15 protein-coding genes and 1 pseudogene are annotated in these 17,948 nt (G+C 52.9%); 8 read left to right on the top strand and 8 right to left on the bottom strand.

Going from position 1 to position 17,948, the window contains the following annotated elements; genetic code table 11:
* Nucleotides 1-3: 3 nt before the first annotated feature.
* The 4 genes from JQN59_RS16690 to JQN59_RS16675 form a co-directional block, all read right to left on the bottom strand.
* Nucleotides 4-1,248, bottom strand: a complete 1,245-nt coding sequence (locus tag JQN59_RS16690) for a mechanosensitive ion channel family protein (RefSeq protein ID WP_128317217.1) — start codon at nt 1,246-1,248, stop codon at nt 4-6.
* Nucleotides 1,249-1,313: 65 nt separating this feature from the next.
* Nucleotides 1,314-1,967, bottom strand: coding sequence for an oxygen-insensitive NAD(P)H nitroreductase (gene nfsB / locus JQN59_RS16685; protein ID WP_136391610.1), 654 nt, complete (start codon nt 1,965-1,967; stop codon nt 1,314-1,316).
* Between the two features lie 119 nt (nt 1,968-2,086).
* The gene (locus tag JQN59_RS16680; protein ID WP_103015062.1) at nt 2,087-2,455 is read right to left on the bottom strand and encodes an MmcQ/YjbR family DNA-binding protein; all 369 of its coding nucleotides are present in this window, start codon (nt 2,453-2,455) and stop codon (nt 2,087-2,089) included.
* Nucleotides 2,455-3,036 carry a TetR/AcrR family transcriptional regulator gene (locus JQN59_RS16675; RefSeq protein ID WP_048214734.1) on the bottom strand — a complete coding sequence of 194 codons (582 nt, stop codon included), beginning with the start codon at nt 3,034-3,036 and terminating at the stop codon, nt 2,455-2,457. The genes JQN59_RS16680 and JQN59_RS16675 overlap by 1 nt, the downstream gene beginning before the upstream one ends.
* A 190-nt stretch (nt 3,037-3,226) precedes the next feature.
* Between JQN59_RS16675 and JQN59_RS16670 the strand changes: the two genes are divergently transcribed.
* Together JQN59_RS16670 and JQN59_RS16665 are read left to right on the top strand one after the other, a co-directional pair.
* Nucleotides 3,227-4,339, top strand: coding sequence for an MBL fold metallo-hydrolase (locus tag JQN59_RS16670; RefSeq protein ID WP_149607474.1), 1,113 nt, complete (start codon nt 3,227-3,229; stop codon nt 4,337-4,339).
* A 17-nt stretch (nt 4,340-4,356) separates the two neighbouring features.
* Nucleotides 4,357-4,698 carry a RamA family antibiotic efflux transcriptional regulator gene (locus tag JQN59_RS16665; protein ID WP_003021996.1) on the top strand — a complete coding sequence of 114 codons (342 nt, stop codon included), beginning with the start codon at nt 4,357-4,359 and terminating at the stop codon, nt 4,696-4,698.
* Between the two features lie 21 nt (nt 4,699-4,719).
* Here the strand turns inward: JQN59_RS16665 and JQN59_RS16660 are convergent, their stop codons facing one another.
* Together JQN59_RS16660 and JQN59_RS16655 are read right to left on the bottom strand one after the other, a co-directional pair.
* On the bottom strand, nt 4,720-4,968 hold the full coding sequence (locus JQN59_RS16660) for a DUF1158 family protein (protein ID WP_149607473.1): 249 nt from the start codon (nt 4,966-4,968) through the stop codon (nt 4,720-4,722).
* A 67-nt stretch (nt 4,969-5,035) separates the two neighbouring features.
* Complete coding sequence (locus JQN59_RS16655) at nt 5,036-6,154, bottom strand: YbdK family carboxylate-amine ligase (protein ID WP_048226155.1); 1,119 nt, start codon at nt 6,152-6,154, stop codon at nt 5,036-5,038.
* Between the two features lie 142 nt (nt 6,155-6,296).
* On the opposite strand from JQN59_RS16655, the pseudogene JQN59_RS26990 reads away from it, so the two are divergent.
* Nucleotides 6,297-6,986 (top strand): annotated as a pseudogene (locus tag JQN59_RS26990) (GNAT family N-acetyltransferase); the annotation flags it as partial.
* Nucleotides 6,978-7,994 carry an alpha/beta hydrolase gene (locus JQN59_RS26985; protein ID WP_316254839.1) on the top strand — a complete coding sequence of 339 codons (1,017 nt, stop codon included), beginning with the start codon at nt 6,978-6,980 and terminating at the stop codon, nt 7,992-7,994. The pseudogene JQN59_RS26990 and the gene JQN59_RS26985, both read left to right, overlap by 9 nt.
* Here the strand turns inward: JQN59_RS26985 and entD are convergent.
* On the bottom strand, nt 7,984-8,637 hold the full coding sequence (gene entD, locus JQN59_RS16645) for an enterobactin synthase subunit EntD (protein ID WP_149607471.1): 654 nt from the start codon (nt 8,635-8,637) through the stop codon (nt 7,984-7,986). The two genes, JQN59_RS26985 and entD, sit on opposite strands and share 11 nt — an antisense overlap.
* A gap of 48 nt (nt 8,638-8,685) precedes the next feature.
* Entirely contained in the window at nt 8,686-10,959 is a 2,274-nt protein-coding gene (locus JQN59_RS16640; RefSeq protein ID WP_149607470.1) for a TonB-dependent siderophore receptor, read from the bottom strand.
* 253 nt (nt 10,960-11,212) lie between these two features.
* Here JQN59_RS16640 and fes point away from each other — a divergent pair, with 253 nt between their 5' ends.
* The 4 genes from fes (at nt 11,213) to wzz(fepE) (ending at nt 17,929) form a co-directional block, all read left to right on the top strand.
* Nucleotides 11,213-12,430, top strand: a complete 1,218-nt coding sequence (fes, locus tag JQN59_RS16635; RefSeq protein ID WP_149607469.1) for an enterochelin esterase — start codon at nt 11,213-11,215, stop codon at nt 12,428-12,430.
* Between the two features lie 30 nt (nt 12,431-12,460).
* Nucleotides 12,461-12,679 (top strand): MbtH family protein, encoded by a 219-nt coding sequence (locus JQN59_RS16630; RefSeq protein WP_137377139.1) that lies wholly within the window; start codon nt 12,461-12,463, stop codon nt 12,677-12,679.
* Nucleotides 12,676-16,566, top strand: coding sequence for an enterobactin non-ribosomal peptide synthetase EntF (gene entF, locus JQN59_RS16625; protein WP_149607468.1), 3,891 nt, complete (start codon nt 12,676-12,678; stop codon nt 16,564-16,566). The genes JQN59_RS16630 and entF overlap by 4 nt, the downstream gene beginning before the upstream one ends.
* A 229-nt stretch (nt 16,567-16,795) precedes the next feature.
* Nucleotides 16,796-17,929, top strand: coding sequence for an LPS O-antigen length regulator Wzz(fepE) (gene wzz(fepE), locus JQN59_RS16620; RefSeq protein WP_149607467.1), 1,134 nt, complete (start codon nt 16,796-16,798; stop codon nt 17,927-17,929).
* The last annotated feature ends 19 nt before the right edge of the window (nt 17,930-17,948 follow it).

The following is a 17,948-nucleotide window of genomic DNA, read 5'->3' as shown; positions in this document are numbered from 1 at the left end:
GCTTTATCGCTGAAACGCGCCAGACAGCGCACGAATATCGTTTCCGGTAGGCGACTGATGAATGCGCAAGCCAAACTCTTCGACTACGGCAAATATATGGTCGAAGATATCAGCCTGAATACTTTCATATTCCAGCCAGACCACCGTATTGGTAAAGGCATAAATTTCAATCGGTAAACCATGATCGTCTGGCGCAAGTTGGCGCACCATTAACGTCATATCTTTGCGAATACGCGGATGATGACGCAAATACTCGTTCAGATAAGCGCGGAAGGTGCCAATATTGGTCATCCGGCGGTGATTCAATACCGATTCAGGCGCATCTAACTGCTGATTCCACTCGCTGATTTCCTGGTGACGTGTGGTTAAATACGGTTTCAGCAGGTGGGCTTTATGCAGCCGCTGACGTTCATCCTCATCAAGAAAATGGATGCTGGTGGCATCAATGCTGATGCTGCGTTTAATTCTCCGACCGCCTGAAGCCGACATTCCGCTCCAGTTTTTAAAAGAGTCTGATACCAGTGACCAGGTGGGGATAGTGGTGATAGTGTTATCCCAGTTGCGCACTTTGACGGTGGTTAAGCCAATATCGATAACAGCACCGTCTGCACCGTATTTCGGCATTTCCAGCCAGTCGCCAAGCTTTAACATATCGTTGGCGGAGAGCTGTATTCCGGCCACCAGACCGAGAATAGGGTCTTTAAACACCAGCATTAACACGGCGGCCATTGCACCCAAACCGCTTATCAGTATTGCCGGTGACTGGCCAATCAGCAGGGAAATCATCAATATTCCGACGAGGATTGCGCTGATTAGCTTGATGCCCTGAAATATGCCTTTTAGCGGCAGTTGCGACGCAGCAGGGAGTTTTTGCGACAGATTGAGAATAACGTCCAGCAGAGAAAACAGTGACAGCAGGGCGTACATCATGATCCACAGCTGTGCGCAGTTCACCAATATTTCTGCAGCTTCGCTGCCTTTCTGTAGCCAGAGTGCGGCCTGTATATTGACAATGATACCCTGCAGGGTGAATGCCAGCCGGTGAAATAACTTGTTCTGCGTGATGATTTGTAGCCACAGGCGGGAGCTGGCGTTGGCGCGCTTTTCAAATGCGCGTAATACCACCCAGTGCAAAATAACGTGAACAATAATGGCGGTGATAAAAATAATGCCAAAAATCATCACCAGCGAGGTGGTGTGATTTATTTCAATGCCGAGTTCTTCTACCTGAGATATCAATTCCTGCATAATGTCTCCTTAATAAACAGCGGTCTATGATGACCGCTGTGCGGAGCTTATGCAAATGCGGAGGATTAGACTTCCGTCAGCGTCGTTTCCAGCGGCAGACGAGATTTCGGCAGCGCGGCGTTGAAATCTTCTACGCTGTGATGACCCACAGGAACCACCACTACGCTGGTGAAACCTTTTTCTTTCAGGCCAAATTCTGCATCCATGACTGCTGAATCAAAGCCTTCGATAGGCACAGCATCCAGGCCCATCGCCGCAACGCCCAGCAGGAAGTTACCGACGTTCAGGTACACCTGTTTTGCCATCCAGTGGTTGTCATCTTTCAGTTCTTTGCGATGCATGTCGGCAAAGAAGGTGCGGCCTTTGTGGTTTGCGGCTTTCGCTTCAGGCGTGGCGAAACGACCATCGCTTTCTTCTTGATCCACCACGCGTTCCAGCCACGCATCGTCCATCGCCGTTTTGGCGCAGAACACCACGACGTGGGAAGCATCCAGCATTTTACGTTCGTTGAATACAAAGCTGCCGGCTGCGGATTTAGCCACACGCGCCTTACCTTCGTCAGTGCTGGCGACAATAAAGTGCCATGGCTGAGAGTTGGTGCTGGACGGGCTAAACTGCAGCAGCGTTTTTAATTTTTCGGCCTGCTCAGCGGTCAGTTTTTTATTAGGATCGAATGCCTTAGTGGAGTAACGTTTTAAGGCGACAGAAACAATATCCATAACTACTCCTGGTGATTTTCCATACCCTGCGGGTGCGTTTTGTTTCAGCAGAGTACAGGGTTAGCAGGAAAAAGATAAGACAGGAAAATGCAAAAACACTTATCGGGGTTAGCGATAAATCAACCTGGACGCAGGCGTTTTTGATCCCGCTTCGGCAAGCCATCGACGACGCGGTGCCAGGAATCATTCACCAGCTCTGCCAGTAATGACTCGGTAATATCGTCACCAGGATAGACTGAGATCCAGTGCTTTTTATTCATGTGATAACCGGGTTCAATGCTGGGGTAGATCTGTTGATTTAACAGTGATTTTTGCGGATCGGATTTCAGGTTAACCAGCGGGCGTCCGTGATGTTCAAACACCAGCATGAAAATCTTGCCGCCGACCTTGAACACGTCGTATTCCGGGCCAAAAGGCCAGCAGTGCTCGGTGAAAGGCAGTTCTAGCGCAAGGCGCTTTGCGCAGGCATGCAGTGTCTTTCCGTCCATTATTTTTCCTCGCGAGTCAGGGCGCGCCACATGGCTTCAAACCCCAGCGAAATGTATTCAGCAGCGCGGGCAGGATTGCGGGCAGCGAATTCCATGGTTGTTTCTGCAAGTGTTAAAAAAAGCCCGTCGCCAAAGGCGCGATACTCGTCCGACATAAACTCGGGTCGCACGGAGCGATGGCAAAGATCGCGCAGTTCCGGGAACATATCGTCAGCCTTCTGTTCTGTTTCTTTACTGATTTTCTCGCTGACGGCCAACTGGCGAATGGTGCGATGTCCGCAGGTATGATTCAGACCCCAGCTAATGTAGCTATTCCAGATGTAGTGAGTCATGGTTTTGGCATCGGTCACTGAGCGATCCAGATTTGCCATCATCGACTGGCAGAGATCGTGTTTTAAAAAGAGGTAAAGTTCGTTGATCAAATCATCTTTGGTCGCGAAATAGCGAAACAACGTTCCCTCCGCAACCCCTGCATTGCGCGCGATTACGGCGGTAGAGGCCGCAACACCTGATTGTGCAAATGCTGTGGTTGCAGCTTCCAGTAATGCCAATTTTTTGTCTTCACTCTTCGGACGAGCCACTACACTTTACCCTTAAGTCTGTAAAAAACATGATTGAATCACGGCCTTTGCAGCACCGCAACGGCGAATGTCAAAGATTGAAAATCATCTTGACGGCGAACTTTCGATTTCTATAATGAGTGCTTACTCACTCATAATCAAGAGTCAGTCGCGCAAACCAGCGGAAAGGGGGCGCGTTTAAGGTCAGGATATGAAGCGTCTCACAGTTTGTGTGGTTGTTATTATGCTTATTGCTGCAGCTGCAAGTTTACCGTTTGTACTCAATGCCGGGTTTGGTCAGGCACCGCAAGGGGCACAACTGAGTCAGGTTGAACAGTCACCGCACTATCGTGATGGACAGTTTCATAACCAGGTGCCGACACCGGGCTATACCGGCAACAAAGGCATGCTGGCGGCATGGTGGGAGTTTCTGGTCGCTAAGCGTGAAAATGCACGACCAGCACAACCGTTACCTATGGTCGCGACCGATCTCGCCGGGCTTTCGCCGCAGCAGGATACCCTGGTCTGGCTGGGCCATTCTTCGTGGTATTTACAGCTGGCGGGTCAACGAATCCTGATTGATCCGGTGTTCAGCAATTATGCCGCACCGTTTTCGTTCCTGAACAAGGCCTTTGCCGGTGATTATCCATGGACTGCGCAGACGATGCCGGAGATAGACCTGCTCATCATCTCGCACGATCACTATGACCATCTGGATCTCGCCACTATCAAGGCGCTAATGCCGAAAATTAAGCGGGTGATTACGCCGCTCGGCGTCGGGTCGCATCTGCGTTACTGGGGGATGCGCAGCGAGATAATCGAAGAACGGGACTGGAATCAGTCCGTCAGAGTGACGGATTCGCTGATCGTTCATGTGCTGCCTGCTCGTCATTTCTCGGGACGCGGTATCAAACGCAACCAAACGCTATGGGCGAGCTTCATGTTCGAAACGCCGGCGCAGAACGTTTATTACAGCGGCGATTCCGGCTATGGACCGCATTTTAAAGCCATCGGCGAACAGTTTGGCTCTGTCGATTTGGCGATTATGGAGAACGGTCAGTATGACCAGGACTGGAAGTTTATTCACATGATGCCGGAAGAGACGGCTCAGGCCGCGGCAGATCTGCATGCGAAAGCCGTGTTGCCAGGGCATGCCGGCCGTTTCGTTCTGGCGAAACATACCTGGGATGATCCTTACAAACGACTGGCGCTTGCCAGCCGTCATCAGGATTACCGACTGCTGACGCCAATGCTGGGTGAACCGGTAATACTGTCCGAACCGGACCAACCGTTTACGGCCTGGTGGCAACAGGTGACACAATGAATACAGGGGAGAGCATGATGACGATTTCTGCTCAGGTAATTGATACGATTGTTGAATGGATTGATGATAATTTGAATCAGCCATTGCGCATTGATGATATTGCACGCCATGCGGGATATTCCAAATGGCACCTGCAGCGTCTTTTTATGCAGTACAAAGGCGAAAGTCTTGGGCGTTACATCCGCGAGCGCAAGCTGCTGCTGGCGGCGCGCGATCTACGCGATACCGACCAGAAAGTGTACGACATCTGTTTGAAATACGGATTCGATTCGCAGCAGACCTTTACGCGTATTTTCACCCGTACGTTCAGCCAGCCGCCGGGAGCTTATCGCAAAGAAAATCATAGCCGAACGCATTAACAGCAGAGGGTTCTCGCGGGCCTAATCCGCCAGCGAGAACCAGCGCCGCCAGATGAAGCGCAGCAGCAAATATTCAAGCACGCCCAGCAGTAAAAACCACAGGCAAAACAGCAAAGTATAAAACTGATTGAGATCCATCAGATGAAAAATGGCGACGAGTTTTTGCGCCAGCACCAGGCCAAGTGAGGGGGCGGGTAGCAGCAGGCAAGACAAAAAAGCCAGTAGCAGGATCCCTGCGGCAGTCATCAGTGATTCAAGCGGGTGTTTCATGACATTGTTAAACTTGAGTTAAAAAGCTATTGTCCGGGATCTCAGCGGGCAACGCAAATACCCACGCTTACAACCCCGCCCAAATCTCACAATGTTTTTTCACCAGACCACTCAACGATCCCCCTTCCGCCACGAAATCACGCATATTCTGTGCTTCGTCATGACCATGTTTAACCTGTAGGCGTAAGGCTTCAATCGCGCTGGTCGCACCCACTTTATCTGCAGAGGTAGCGATATTCTCCAGTAGTCGCAATGTGTCTTCTGACAGGCGGCAACCGTCGCCGGTATTGACGTCGGTGACGATTCCCGCCATACCAAAGCGACAGGCCTGAAAACGATTGAATTTATACAACAGGTAATCACGCTCCTGGTGCTTGAACGGGCGTTTGGTGAGTAACCAGTGGGCGGTAGCCTGAATAAGTCCTGCCATATTGACCGCATGATCAAGGGTCAGCGGTGTATCCATTACCCGAACCTCTACCGTGCCAAAGTGCGGGCTGGGGCGGATATCCCAGTGTAAATCTTTAATGCTATCAATCATGCTGGTGTAAGCCAGTCGACGGAATAGCCCCTCGAATTCCTGCCAGTTATTCACCCATGGCATCGGGCCATTATCGGGAAATCCGGAGAATATATTCAGTCGCGCGCAGGCAAACCGCGTGTCGGAGGTCTGCATATAAGGTGAGGCGGCCGAGAGCGCAATAAAATGGGGAACAAATCGCGACAGGCCGTGTAGCAGGTAAATGGCATCATCGCCGTTTGCGCAGCCGATATGCACATGCTGGCCAAACACCGTTGCCTGCTGGATAAGATAGCCAAAATTTTCCAGGTTGCGCCGATAGCGTTCGTCATCGCAGACTTCCTGACGTTGCCATTTTTGAAATGGATGTGTGCCACCGCCACAAATGGCGAGGTGATGCTCTGCAGCAACTCGCATAATTATCTGCTGCATAGCGGACAATTCAGCATCAGCCTGGTCGATATTTCGGCAAACTCCGGTCGCCATCTCCAGCATACTTTCGGTGATATCGTGCTTCACTTCTCCGGCGGTGAGCTGCGGTTTTACGGCATCAATCAGCCGGGAGGAGTCCTGACTCAGGTCGTAACCTGGCGGATTGACCACCTGCATTTCCAGTTCAATGCCTAACGTAAAAGGGTCGGAAACATGAAAATCGGGTAGTGGCATAAGGCTCTCTTCCGCGTTGATTTTTAATCAGTATAGAAGGACTGCTGATTTTCTGTTCGTCGTCAAAATCACCCTTGTGACGCTTTGAAGGTGTAATGGCCGGTGTTATAACTATTTTTTACTTCGCTACTGGGGTTGAATCGTGCCGGAAATAAATCTTTATGGGCAGACCGTCGGCGATGTCGTGCCGGACTGGAATGGCGCTGCCGTACTGCCACGGGAAACGCTGATAGGGCAATATTGTCGACTGGTTCCCCTGGATGCCGACAGCCATGCCGCCGATCTGTTTGATGCCTACGCGCAGGCGCCGGACGATCGCGACTGGACCTGGCTTGCAAGCTCTCGCCCCACAAGCGTTGAGGCCGCAGTTTGCTGGGTGCAAGGTAAATCCTCGGATGCATCTCTCGTTCCCTATGCCGTCATTGAACAGCGTTCAGGACGAGCTGTCGGACTGGTGTGCTTTATGGCGATTGAACGAGAGCACGGTTCGGTCGAAATTGGTCATGTGACCTGGTCACCGCGTATGAAAAATACGGTTCTCGGCACCGAAAGCATCTGGCTGCTGTTACGCCAGGCATTTGCGTTGGGCTATCGTCGCGTGGAGTGGAAATGCGATTCTCTGAACACCGCTTCTCGACGGGCAGCGGAACGCCTTGGGTTTATCTTCGAAGGTCGCTTTCGCCAGAAGATTGTGCGCAAGGGGCGTAATCGCGACAGCGACTGGTTATCAATGATTGATAGCGAATGGCCCCAGTGTGACGCCGTGTTACAGCGCTGGTTGGCCGCAGAGAACTTTGATGAAAACGGACGGCAACGCCAGTCGATGGCAGAGTGCTTTTCCTGTGAGACTGCCAACGCTGAGACTGTGCAGATGCAACAGCAAGGCTATCAACAGCGCTGGCAACAGGAACACGGCTCGCTGACGCAAACACCGCCCGCGCTTCTGGCTGATTTACTCGCCGCACAACCTCGCAATCCCAACCTTTGCTACGACACGCTCAGCTCAAGAGCAGGGTTAGCAGCACTGACAAAAGCAAATGTGTCCACCTCAGAACCGATGGCGGCGATTATCAATACGGAAGTGGATACCGGAGAGCGTCGCATCCCGGTACGGATTTATCGCCCGGCACTGACCGGAGAGCCGAAGGTGGTGCTGTTTATCCATGGTGGTGGGCATCTGAGCGGTTCCGTGGAAGTGTATGACCCGGTTGCCCGTCATCTGGCGATGGCGACAGGGAATATCGTTGTGTCGGTTGATTATCGACTTGCGCCAGAAAACCCGTATCCGGCTGGTCTTTCCGATGCTAAAGCCGTAATAGAAAACGTCTGGTCGCTGCTCGAAAGTCAGCATATTCCTTACACTCGCCAACTCACGCTTATCGGCGACAGCGGTGGCGGTGCATTTAGTGCGACGCTGGCGGCCTACTTTTCCCGCGAGCAGCCAGGATTTATTCATCGCCTGGTGCTGATTTATCCGAGCCTGGACTACACGCTGAACTGGCCGTCGGTGCAGGAGAACGGCGCAGGAAAGCTACTGGATGAAAGCAAAATACGCTGGTATTTTCAGCAATATTTCCGCAATGGAGAAGATCGTAAACAGACGTCTCCGCTTTACCTGCCGTTGAGCCAGGATTTTCCACCCACTCTGGTAGTCAGTGGTGGGTTGGATCCTTTACGGGATGAGAATTTTGCTTTTGTCGCCAGACTGCAAGCTGAGAGGATACCCGTACAGCATGTTCACTTTCCTGGGATGACGCATGCTTATCTGATGCTGGAGGATAAAGTCCCGCAGGAAGCAAAAGCCACCTATCTGGCGATTGGTGACTTTGTTAAAAAGTAACGTCGCACAGAGTAATGACATGGTAATCGCGTTGAAACCAATGCACGTTAATTTCCTGATTGGCGAGGTTAGGCGAAAATGATGGCATGATTTGCAATGTTAATTGCTGATTCGTGAGTGCGGTAATTTTTGCGCTGGTGAAACCTGGTAACCCGGATGCCTGAGTGGAAAAAGCCTTATACAGGCTCTCCTTGGCGCTGAATGCCAGAGTTAAGGCGAGCGGAAAGGGCAGACCAGCATGATGCAAAATCGATCGTTCGCGGTTATCGATAATACCGTCAGTCAGCTCAACTGCGGTTTGTGGCGTAAAAATAGCTTCTATATCCAGCCCGACGGGATGCGTCGATACCACCGCCAGCGCAGTTGACGCACTGTGGCTAATGCTGCCAAACAACGTTTGTGGCCACAGCGGTTGTCGCTGCCCGCCGATGCCGGGTACGGTTTTGTGACCAAATTCACGCAGCGCGTGTACTGCGGCAATACGCCCAGCTAAGTGCTCAGCTTTACGCTTACGTCCACAGGACTGAAGCTGAGAGTGGTGGGGGAGCCAGAGCAGGTCGTGCTCATAGAAGCTGTCGGGATCGAACTCAACAATGTGCAGCGTGTGGTCTGCGAAAGTGAGCGGTGTGTGCGTGGTGTGCATGATAGTTATAATTTCCCTCTCCTCGCAGCGAGGAGAGGGAAAGTTTTATCAGAAGTGGGTGTTTACGCTCATGAACCACGTCCGGCCCGGTTCGTTATAGGTATTCGCGCCAGCGCCCGCCATATAGTTCCCGGTTACAATATCGCCCGTGGTCTGGGCATTACCTTCACGCCACAGACGTTTGTCGAAGACGTTATCCACGCCGCCGGTCAGGCTGACGTTTTTCGTCATATCCCAGGTCGCGCTCAGGCCGACGATGCTGTACGGGCTGACTTCACTCGCCGAACTACCGGTTACCGGTTTACCCTGGTAATCGTATTTCTTCGGCTGCTGTTTGCCGTACCAGGTGAAGGTGGACTGCAGCGACAAATCTTCACGTGCCTGCCAGCTCAGCGTTGAGTTCAGCGTGTACTCAGGAATAATCGACAAGCGCTCGCCGGTCTCTTTATTCTTACTTTGCAGCATGTAGGTGATGTTGTTGGTCCAGTTAACGGTTTCGCTAACCGGTACGTTCAACGTCCCTTCCAGACCTTCAACCACCGCTTTAGGAATATTTTCCCACTGATAGATATCGGTGTAAGTCGTCTTCCCTTTGTTGGTGATAGATGTTCTATCGAACGGTACCGTACCCGCTTCAATCTTGTTGCGGTAATCGTTGCGGAACCAGGTTACCCCAGCCAGCCAACCGTCACGCTTGAACTCAAGACCAATCTCTTTGTTGATACTGGTTTCAGCCTTCAGGTCATCGTTGCCCATCATGTAGCAACCAATTCCGGTCGCGGAACCGGTGGCGTAGCAACCCTGGCCTTTACTGTACAGAATGTAGTTCGGGTTGAGCTGGTACAGGCTTGGTGCTTTATAGGCGCGCGCAATCCCCATCTTCAGGGTGAAGTCATCACCCAGCCCCTGGGACAGGTTCAGAGATGGGCTCCAGTTGTCGCCAACGATGCTGTGGTGGTCGAAACGCAGACCCGGCGTCAGCATGGTGCTGTCGGTCAGTTCCATGTTGTTTTCGGCAAACAGGGAGAAAATCTCTGCGTCTGAGTACGGGCTACGGTTGGTGCTGCTCGAACCGGGGATATCGCCGCCCATAAAGGTCTGCGAATTGGACAACATGTCCTTCATGCGTTGCTGGTTCCATTCAGTACCCAGCGTCAGGTTTTGGTTCACCAGCAGATCAAACGGAATGCTGATTTCACTGTGCAGCATGACGTCATTCAGGTCGGCATCGACATATTTTTGTGACGCATTCGGGTCGAAGATCCCTTCCGTACCTCCTGCCAGACCTTCTGGTGTACGGGAGTTACGCGTATGTTCATACTGCACCCAGTTGCTGGTGGTGACGCCGTTATCCCAACCGCCGTTCCAGGTCAAAGAGTAGTTCTGGCGGTAAAGACGGTTGGTCTCTTTCCCGTAGTTATCTTTCACCAGTTGGTTGGTGTTGGTGTTTTGGGTGTCACCCGCATACAGGTTGCCCTGACGGCTATAACCGGCTTCCAGTTCCAGTGACTGGAGCGGGGCGAAATCCCAGCGCACCACGCCGTTAATGTCCTTGTTGATCACCCCTTCACGACCGGCCGGTAAGGTGTTGGCGTAAGTGCCGGTACGTTCTGACTGATGGCCCTGGTTGATGTCCCATGCGTCGGCCTGGGTTTTATCAAGATTACCGTACAGGCGGAAGCTGAAATCCCCGCCCATTGGACCATTCAGGCTAAAGTTGGTGCGTTTGGTCGAACCTTCGTCTTTGTGTTCCGGGGCGTTGAAATAGGTATCCCAGGAGCCGTGCCATTCATTGCTGCCCTTTTTGGTGATGATATTCACCACGCCGCCAGCTGCACCGTTGCCATAGCGTGCAGCGGCAGGACCACGCAGCACTTCAATACGCTCAATCATTTCCGGTGGAACCCAGGCGGTATCGCCACGGGTATCACGCTCGCCGCGCCAGCCCTGACGCACGGAGTTACGGCTGGTAACCGGTTTACCGTCGATCAAAATCAGGGTGTTTTCTGGCCCCATGCCGCGAATATCGATCTGGCGGTTGTTGCCGCGCTGACCGCTGGTTGAGTTACCGGTCAGGTTAACGCCAGGCATGGTACGGATGATTTCCGACACATCGCGAGCGGGAGGGTTCTTACGAATTTCATCAGCGGTAATGGTTGAAACGCCCGGCGCCTGCAGGTTCTGCTGGGCGGCGGTAACGACGATGGTGTCTTCAGGAGAGACAGCGACGCTATCGGTTTGATCTTCTGCCATTGCTGGCAGGGCTACCCCGTAAATCCCTAAATTGACCAATAAGGCCAGTGAATGAATCTTGTTGTTCATTGTATGTCCTGCTGTTCTTTTAGCCACGAGTACCAATGTGCCGTGGTGCGGCATTTGGCCTGATGTCGCCCGCATCTGCGTAAACTATCCATTCCAGAAAAAGTACGCAGCGCCAGGTCGGTTTATAAGTGGTGAAAAACTGTACGCGCTTCCCACAGCGCGACAATACGCTATTGCAAATGCAAATAGTTATCAATAATATTATCAATATATTTCACGCTAGATCATAAAATTTCACAATAAACATGGGGTTATGGCTGTGACGACGTTAAAGATGGGAAGCGAGGCGTGGTGGCAGTCGAAAAAAGGCCCGGAGTGGGAGCGTGAAGACAACGGAAATTATCGGGTAACCTTCTGGTGGCGTGACCCGCAGGGAACGGAAAATGAGTCAGCCATCCATCGCGTTTGGGTTTATATCACCGGCGTCACCGACCACCATCAAAATGCCCCCCCTCAGTCGATGCGACGCATTGATGGAACAAATGTTTGGTGCTGGAGTGTTTCCCTCAGCGCCAACTGGCGTGGCAGCTATTGTTTTATCCCAACAGAGCGCAACGATATCTTTTCCTCGCTTGTGGCAGGCGAAGCACCTGACAGAAACGTGCTGCGTGAAGGCTGGCGGCAATTGCTGCCACAGGCCATTGCCGATCCCCTTAATTCGCTGAGCTGGCAGGGTGGTCGTGGCCACGCGGTGTCTGCGCTGGAAATGCCGGAGGCACCCGTACAGCCTGGATGGGTGCGACCTGAAAACCCAGATTCACCCGCAGTTTGCTTGCAATGGCATAGCGCCAGGCTCGGCAATACGCGTCGCGTATGGGTGTTTACCACCGGCGATGCTCAACCCGAAACGCGTCCGTTGGCTATCCTGCTGGACGGACAGTTTTGGGCACAGAGTATGCCGGTCTGGCCTGCGTTGACTTCACTCACGCATCGCGGACACCTTCCTTCTGCCGTTTATCTCCTGATTGATGCCATTGATACGGCTCACCGCAGCCATGAGCTACCGTGTAATGCGGATTTTTGGTTGGCGGTGCAGGAGGAGCTATTACCACTGGTGAAGACAACGACCGCGTTTAGTGACGATCCGCAGCGCACCGTGGTGGCTGGGCAAAGTTTTGGCGGGTTGTCATCGCTGTATGCCGGGCTGAACTGGCCCGCGCGCTTTGGCTGTGTGCTTAGCCAGTCCGGTTCTTACTGGTGGCCGCATCGCGGTGGTCATCAGGACGGGGCGATCGTCGAGCAACTGAAAAGCGGGAAGGTGAGTGCTCAGGGGCTGCGTATTGTCCTGGAAGCGGGGATCCGCGAGCCCATTATTTATCGCGCTAATCAGGCGTTATATGCCCAGTTACCTTCTGCACCACAGTCTATTTTCTGGCGTCAGGTTGATGGCGGACACGATGCGCTTTGCTGGCGCGGCGGTCTGATGCAAGGGCTAATGACGCTCTGGCAACCGCTTACCGACACGATTTAACCGGACGATGTTCCACGACAGGAGTTGAGTATGGAATTCAGTAACCCCTTCGATAATCCGCAGGGCCAGTTTTACATTCTGCAAAATCACCAACGTCAGTTTAGCCTTTGGCCGCAGCAGTGCTCGCTTCCTGCTGGCTGGCAAATTGCTTGCGAACCCCAATCCCAGGAAGCCTGCCAGCAATGGCTGGAAACAAACTGGACTACGCTTACGACCGCGAACTACGTCGATGTGCAGGAGGCTCCATGACTCAGCGTTTACCGTTAGTGGCGGCTCAGCCGGGGATCTGGATGGCCGAAAAACTCTCCACATTGCCCTCGGCGTGGAGCGTGGCGCACTACGTAGAGTTAACTGGCGAACTGGACGCGTCGTTGCTGGCGAAAGCCGTTGTGGCGGGCCTGGAGCAGGCCGATACCCTGCGGATGCGGTTTAGCGAAGATAACGGTGAGATCTGGCAATGGGTGGATTCTGCGCTCGCCTTTGCGCAACCTGAAATTATCGACCTGCGCGAAAAATCCAATCCACATGAGGCGGCGCGTGCGTTGATGCAGGCAGACCTGCAGCAGGACATACGTGCTGATGGCAATAAGCCGCTGGTTTTTCACCTGCTTATACAGGTGGGAGAAAAGCGTTGGTATTGGTATCAGCGTTACCATCATTTGCTGGTCGATGGCTTCAGTTTTCCGGCCATTACCCGCCAGATAGCCGCAATTTATCGCGCATGGCTACACGGCGAGCCTACGCCAGACTCGCCTTTTACGCCGTTCGCCGAGGTGGTGGAAGAGTATCAACAGTACCGTCAAAGCGATGCCTGGCAACGCGACGGCGCTTTCTGGAGCGAGCAGCGAAAGCAACTCCCGCCTCCTGCCTCGCTGTCGAACAATCCGTTGCCGGGACGATCGGCCAGCGCGGATATTATTCGTATGAAGTTAACCGCGCCTGAAGGGGCGTTTCGTCGGCTTGCGGCACGTATGCCTGACGTTCAGCGTGCGGATCTGGCCCTCGCGCTGGTGGCATTGTGGCTGGGACGTTTATGCAGCCGAATGGATTATGCCGCCGGGTTTATCTTTATGCGGCGCATGGGGTCGGCGGCGTTGACCTCCACAGGACCGGTTTTAAACGTACTGCCATTTGGTGTGAGGCTGGATGCGGTAGAAAGCTTGCCTGTGCTTGCACAACGGCTGGCCGGACAGTTGAAGAAAATGCGTCGGCATCAACGTTATGATGCCGAACAAATCGTTCGCGACAGCGGGCGTGCAGCTGGTGCTGAGCCGCTGTTTGGCCCGGTGCTGAACGTGAAAATATTCGACTATCAGCTGAATATTCCCGGCGTTCAGGCACAAACCCACACGCTGGCGACAGGGCCGGTGAACGATCTTGAGCTGGCGTTATTCCCGGATGAAAACGGTGGGCTGAGTATTGAAATTCTGGCCAATAAACAGCGCTACGATGCAGAAACGCTGGCGCAGCATGCCTCGCGTTTAATCGGGCTTATCGAGCAGTTTGCCGACAATCCGGCGCTATGCTGCGGCGACGCCGGGATGCTGTTGCCAACAGAACATGAGCGGCTGGCGAAGATTAATCACACCACCGTCGAGATCCCGTCCACTACGCTGAGCGCGCTGGTGGTACAGCAGGCCGATAAAACGCCGGATGCCCCGGCGTTGGCCGATGCCCGCTATCAGTTTAGCTATCGCGAAATGCGCCAGCAGGTCGTGGCGCTGGCGAGCCTTTTGCGTGCACGCGGCGTCAAGCCTGGCGACAGCGTCGCCGTGGCATTACCGCGTTCCGTGTTCCTGACGCTGGCGCTGCACGGTATCGTTGAAGCCGGTGCAGCCTGGCTGCCGTTGGATACCGGATACCCGGACGATCGCCTGCGGATGATGCTCGAAGACGCGAAGCCAAAATTGTTGATCGCGACCAATGAGCAACTGGCGCGCTTTAGCGATATTCCTGGGCTGGAAAGTCTGTGCTATGACTCGCCCCTGCCAGCAGAAGATGCTGCTCCGCTGGCGCTATCTCAGCCCAATCATACTGCCTATATCATTTTTACTTCCGGTTCTACCGGTAGACCAAAAGGGGTGATGGTTGGGCAAACCGCCATCGTTAACCGTCTGCTGTGGATGCAAAATCACTATTCGCTGACCGCGGATGATGTGGTGGCGCAGAAAACACCGTGCAGTTTTGACGTCTCGGTATGGGAGTTTTTCTGGCCGTTTATTGCCGGGGCAAAGCTGGTAATGGCAGAGCCTGAGGCGCACCGCGATCCGCTGGCGATGCAGCAGTTCTTTGCCCAATATGGGGTGACGACCACGCACTTTGTTCCCTCTATGTTGGCCGCTTTTGTCGCTTCACTGACGCCGGAAACCGCGCGGGAGAGTTGTGCCTCGCTGAAACGGGTATTTTGCAGCGGCGAAGCCTTGCCTGCAGATTTATGCCGTGAGTGGGAACAGTTAACTCATGCGCCACTGCACAATTTGTACGGACCAACGGAAGCAGCGGTTGATGTGAGCTGGTATCCGGCCTGGGGGGAAGACCTTGCTGCTGTAACCGGCAACAGCGTGCCGATTGGCTATCCGGTATGGAATACCGGTTTACGTATCCTGGATGCCATGATGCGCCCGGTGCCTTTCGGCGTGGCTGGTGATTTATATCTGACAGGGATCCAACTGGCGCAAGGTTATCTGGGCCGTCCGGATCTGACCGCAAGCCGCTTTATCGCCGATCCGTTTAACGCTGGCGAACGCATGTATCGTACCGGAGATGTGGCGCGCTGGCTGGAAAATGGCGCGGTGGAGTACCTTGGACGCAGCGATGACCAGCTTAAAATTCGCGGACAACGCATTGAGCTCGGCGAGATTGACCGGGTGATGCAGCAGTTGCCTGATGTCGAGCATGCCGTTGCCCACGCCTGCGTATTCAACCAGGCGGCGGCGACAGGCGGCGATGCGCGTCAACTTGTGGGGTATCTGGTGTCACAATCGGGTTTACCGCTGGATACGTCAGCGTTGCGGGAAAAGCTGCGTGAAAAACTGCCTGCGCATATGGTGCCGACGGTATTGTTGCAGCTGGCGGAGCTGCCGCTTAGCGCGAACGGTAAACTGGATCGTAAAGCGCTGCCGATGCCGCAGTTGACGTCGCGTACTTCCGGGCGTGCGCCGCGAGCAGGGACTGAAACCACCATCGCGCAGTCTTTTGCGGCTTTGCTGGGTTGCGAGGTGAATGACGTGGCGGCAGACTTCTTTGCGCTTGGCGGACATTCGTTGCTGGCGATGAAGCTGGCGGCACAGTTGAGCCGGGTTTTTGAGCGTCAGGTGACGCCGGGGCAGATTATGGTGGCCTCTACCGTTGAACAACTGAGTGCTCTACTGGAGAGCACTGATGATGAGCAGTCGCAACATATGGGATTTGAGGCACTGCTGCCGCTGCGTGAAAGTCACGGCCCAACGCTGTTCTGTTTCCATCCGGCGTCGGGTTTTGCCTGGCAGTTTAGCGTGCTGTCGCGATATCTCAGCCCGCAGTGGTCGATTGTAGGTCTTCAGTCGCCACGACCGGATGGGCCTATGCAGACGGCGGAAAACCTCGACGCGGTATGCGAACATCATCTGGCAACGTTGATCAGTCAACAACCTCACGGACCTTACTATTTATTAGGTTATTCGCTGGGCGGCACGCTGGCACAGGGGATCGCCGCGCGCTTACATGCCAGAGGAGAGACGGTTGCATTCCTCGGACTGTTGGATACCTGGCCGCCGGAAACGCAAAACTGGCAAGAAAAAGAGGCCAATGGGTTGGATCCAGCGGTACTGGCGGAGATCGAGCGTGAACGCGAAGCGTTTCTGGCGGCGCAGCAGGGGAATGCGTCAGAGGCTTTATTTAACGCAATCGAAGGCAACTACGCCGATGCGGTTCGCCTGCTCACCACGGCACACAGCGTGCCGTTTGCAGGTCACGCTACGCTGTTCGTTGCTGAGCGCACGTTAGTACCGGGTGTCAGTCCTGAACGCAGCTGGTTACCGTGGATATCCAGTCTGGATGTTTACCGCCAGGATTGCGCGCATGTTGATATTATTTCCCCTGCCTCATTTGAGGCGATAGGGCCTGTAATAAATGCACAGATTAATAAATCTGTGTAACAAGACGAATATTGCTATCGCGGTGATCGAACAATTCCATGATGTAAAAAATATGTTATGGAGTTGTTTATTTTTGTGCGGTGCAAGGTGATGAAAGGGGTGAATAAATTCCGAATATAATTTTTGGTAGGGCGACAAGCACAAAGATTGTTTCGGATAATTCTGACTAGCTGGTAGACTTCTCCCACAGGAATGTTTTTCTTTTAGGAAAGTTTTCAGGTCACGCAACATGTCATCATTAAATATAAAGCAAGATAACGTTTCGGAATTTACTGGGTATCCTCAGCCAACGGCAAACGCAAATGAAATCGATTTAGTGAATCTAATCGAAATCTTATGGCGTGCAAGAACGAAAATTATAGCGACCGTTTTCGCCTTTGCTTGTGTGGGTATTCTGGTCTCTTTTCTGCTGCCACAAAAATGGACCAGTCAGGCCGTCGTGACGCCGGCGGAAGCGGTTCAATGGCAGGGATTAGAGAATACGTTGACCAAATTGCGCGTGCTGGATATGGATATTAGCGTTAGCCGTGATGATGTGTTTAACCTGTTTATCAAAAAATTCCAGTCGCCTTCATTGTTAGAAGAGTATCTGCGCTCTTCACCTTACGTGATGGCGCAACTGAAGGGCGCTGATATCGACGAAATGGAGTTGCATCAGGCAATTGTCAGGCTTAGTGAGAAAATGAAAGCGGTTGATACTAACCAGGGTAAGAAGAACGAAACTTCGCTGTATACCGCATGGACGTTGAGCTTTACCGCGCCTCAGGCCGAAGAAGCCCAGTCAGTGCTGAAGGGATATATCCAGTATATTTCTGCCCTTGTGGTGAAAGAAACGCTGGAAGATATTCGCAATAAATTGTCCACCAAAACCAGTTATGAAAAAGAGAGACTGGAGATGGATCGCGTCAGGCTCAAAAACCAGTTGGAAGCAAATATCCAGCGACTGAACTACTCACTGGAGATCGCCAATGCCGCCGGGATTAAAAAGCCGGTCTACAGTAATGGCCAGGCCGTGAAGGATGACCCCGATTTCTCTATTTCGCTGGGTGCTGACGGCATCGAACGTAAATTAGAAATAGAAAAATCAGTAACGGATGTTGCTGAAATTAACGGTGAATTACGTAATCGCCAGTATCACGTAGAGCAACTGTTAGCGATGAATGTGGGTGACGTAACATTTACGCCGTTTAAATATCAACTTTCACCTTCGCTGCCGGTGAATAAAGACGGTCCGGCTAAATCAATGATCGTTATTCTGGCCGCATTACTGGGGGGAATGGTGGCGTGTGGTGGCGTTCTGCTGAATTATGCCATGGTGTCGCGTAAGCAAAAAATGACGTTTATTGATCAGCAACTGGTGTGATGAATTGTCGTATGGCGGC

The sequence above is a fragment of the Citrobacter sp. B72 genome, assembly GCF_016894305.1.
GTDB lineage: Bacteria > Pseudomonadota > Gammaproteobacteria > Enterobacterales > Enterobacteriaceae > Citrobacter > Citrobacter portucalensis.
Note: the sequence above shows the minus strand (reverse complement) of the source record. Positions and strands in the feature narration are given on the sequence as shown.

Coding starts and splice junctions, on each gene's coding strand:
- entD (WP_149607471.1), bottom strand. CDS start 8,637: ATGCACACCACGCACACACCGCTCACTTTCGCAGACCACACGCTGCAC.
- JQN59_RS16690 (WP_128317217.1), bottom strand. CDS start 1,248: ATGCAGGAATTGATATCTCAGGTAGAAGAACTCGGCATTGAAATAAAT.
- JQN59_RS16660 (WP_149607473.1), bottom strand. CDS start 4,968: ATGAAACACCCGCTTGAATCACTGATGACTGCCGCAGGGATCCTGCTA.
- JQN59_RS16680 (WP_103015062.1), bottom strand. CDS start 2,455: ATGGACGGAAAGACACTGCATGCCTGCGCAAAGCGCCTTGCGCTAGAA.
- entF (WP_149607468.1), top strand. CDS start 12,676: ATGACTCAGCGTTTACCGTTAGTGGCGGCTCAGCCGGGGATCTGGATG.
- JQN59_RS16670 (WP_149607474.1), top strand. CDS start 3,227: ATGAAGCGTCTCACAGTTTGTGTGGTTGTTATTATGCTTATTGCTGCA.
- JQN59_RS16630 (WP_137377139.1), top strand. CDS start 12,461: ATGGAATTCAGTAACCCCTTCGATAATCCGCAGGGCCAGTTTTACATT.
- JQN59_RS26985 (WP_316254839.1), top strand. CDS start 6,978: ATGGCAGAGTGCTTTTCCTGTGAGACTGCCAACGCTGAGACTGTGCAG.
- JQN59_RS16640 (WP_149607470.1), bottom strand. CDS start 10,959: ATGAACAACAAGATTCATTCACTGGCCTTATTGGTCAATTTAGGGATT.
- JQN59_RS16655 (WP_048226155.1), bottom strand. CDS start 6,154: ATGCCACTACCCGATTTTCATGTTTCCGACCCTTTTACGTTAGGCATT.
- JQN59_RS16665 (WP_003021996.1), top strand. CDS start 4,357: ATGACGATTTCTGCTCAGGTAATTGATACGATTGTTGAATGGATTGAT.
- fes (WP_149607469.1), top strand. CDS start 11,213: ATGGCTGTGACGACGTTAAAGATGGGAAGCGAGGCGTGGTGGCAGTCG.
- nfsB (WP_136391610.1), bottom strand. CDS start 1,967: ATGGATATTGTTTCTGTCGCCTTAAAACGTTACTCCACTAAGGCATTC.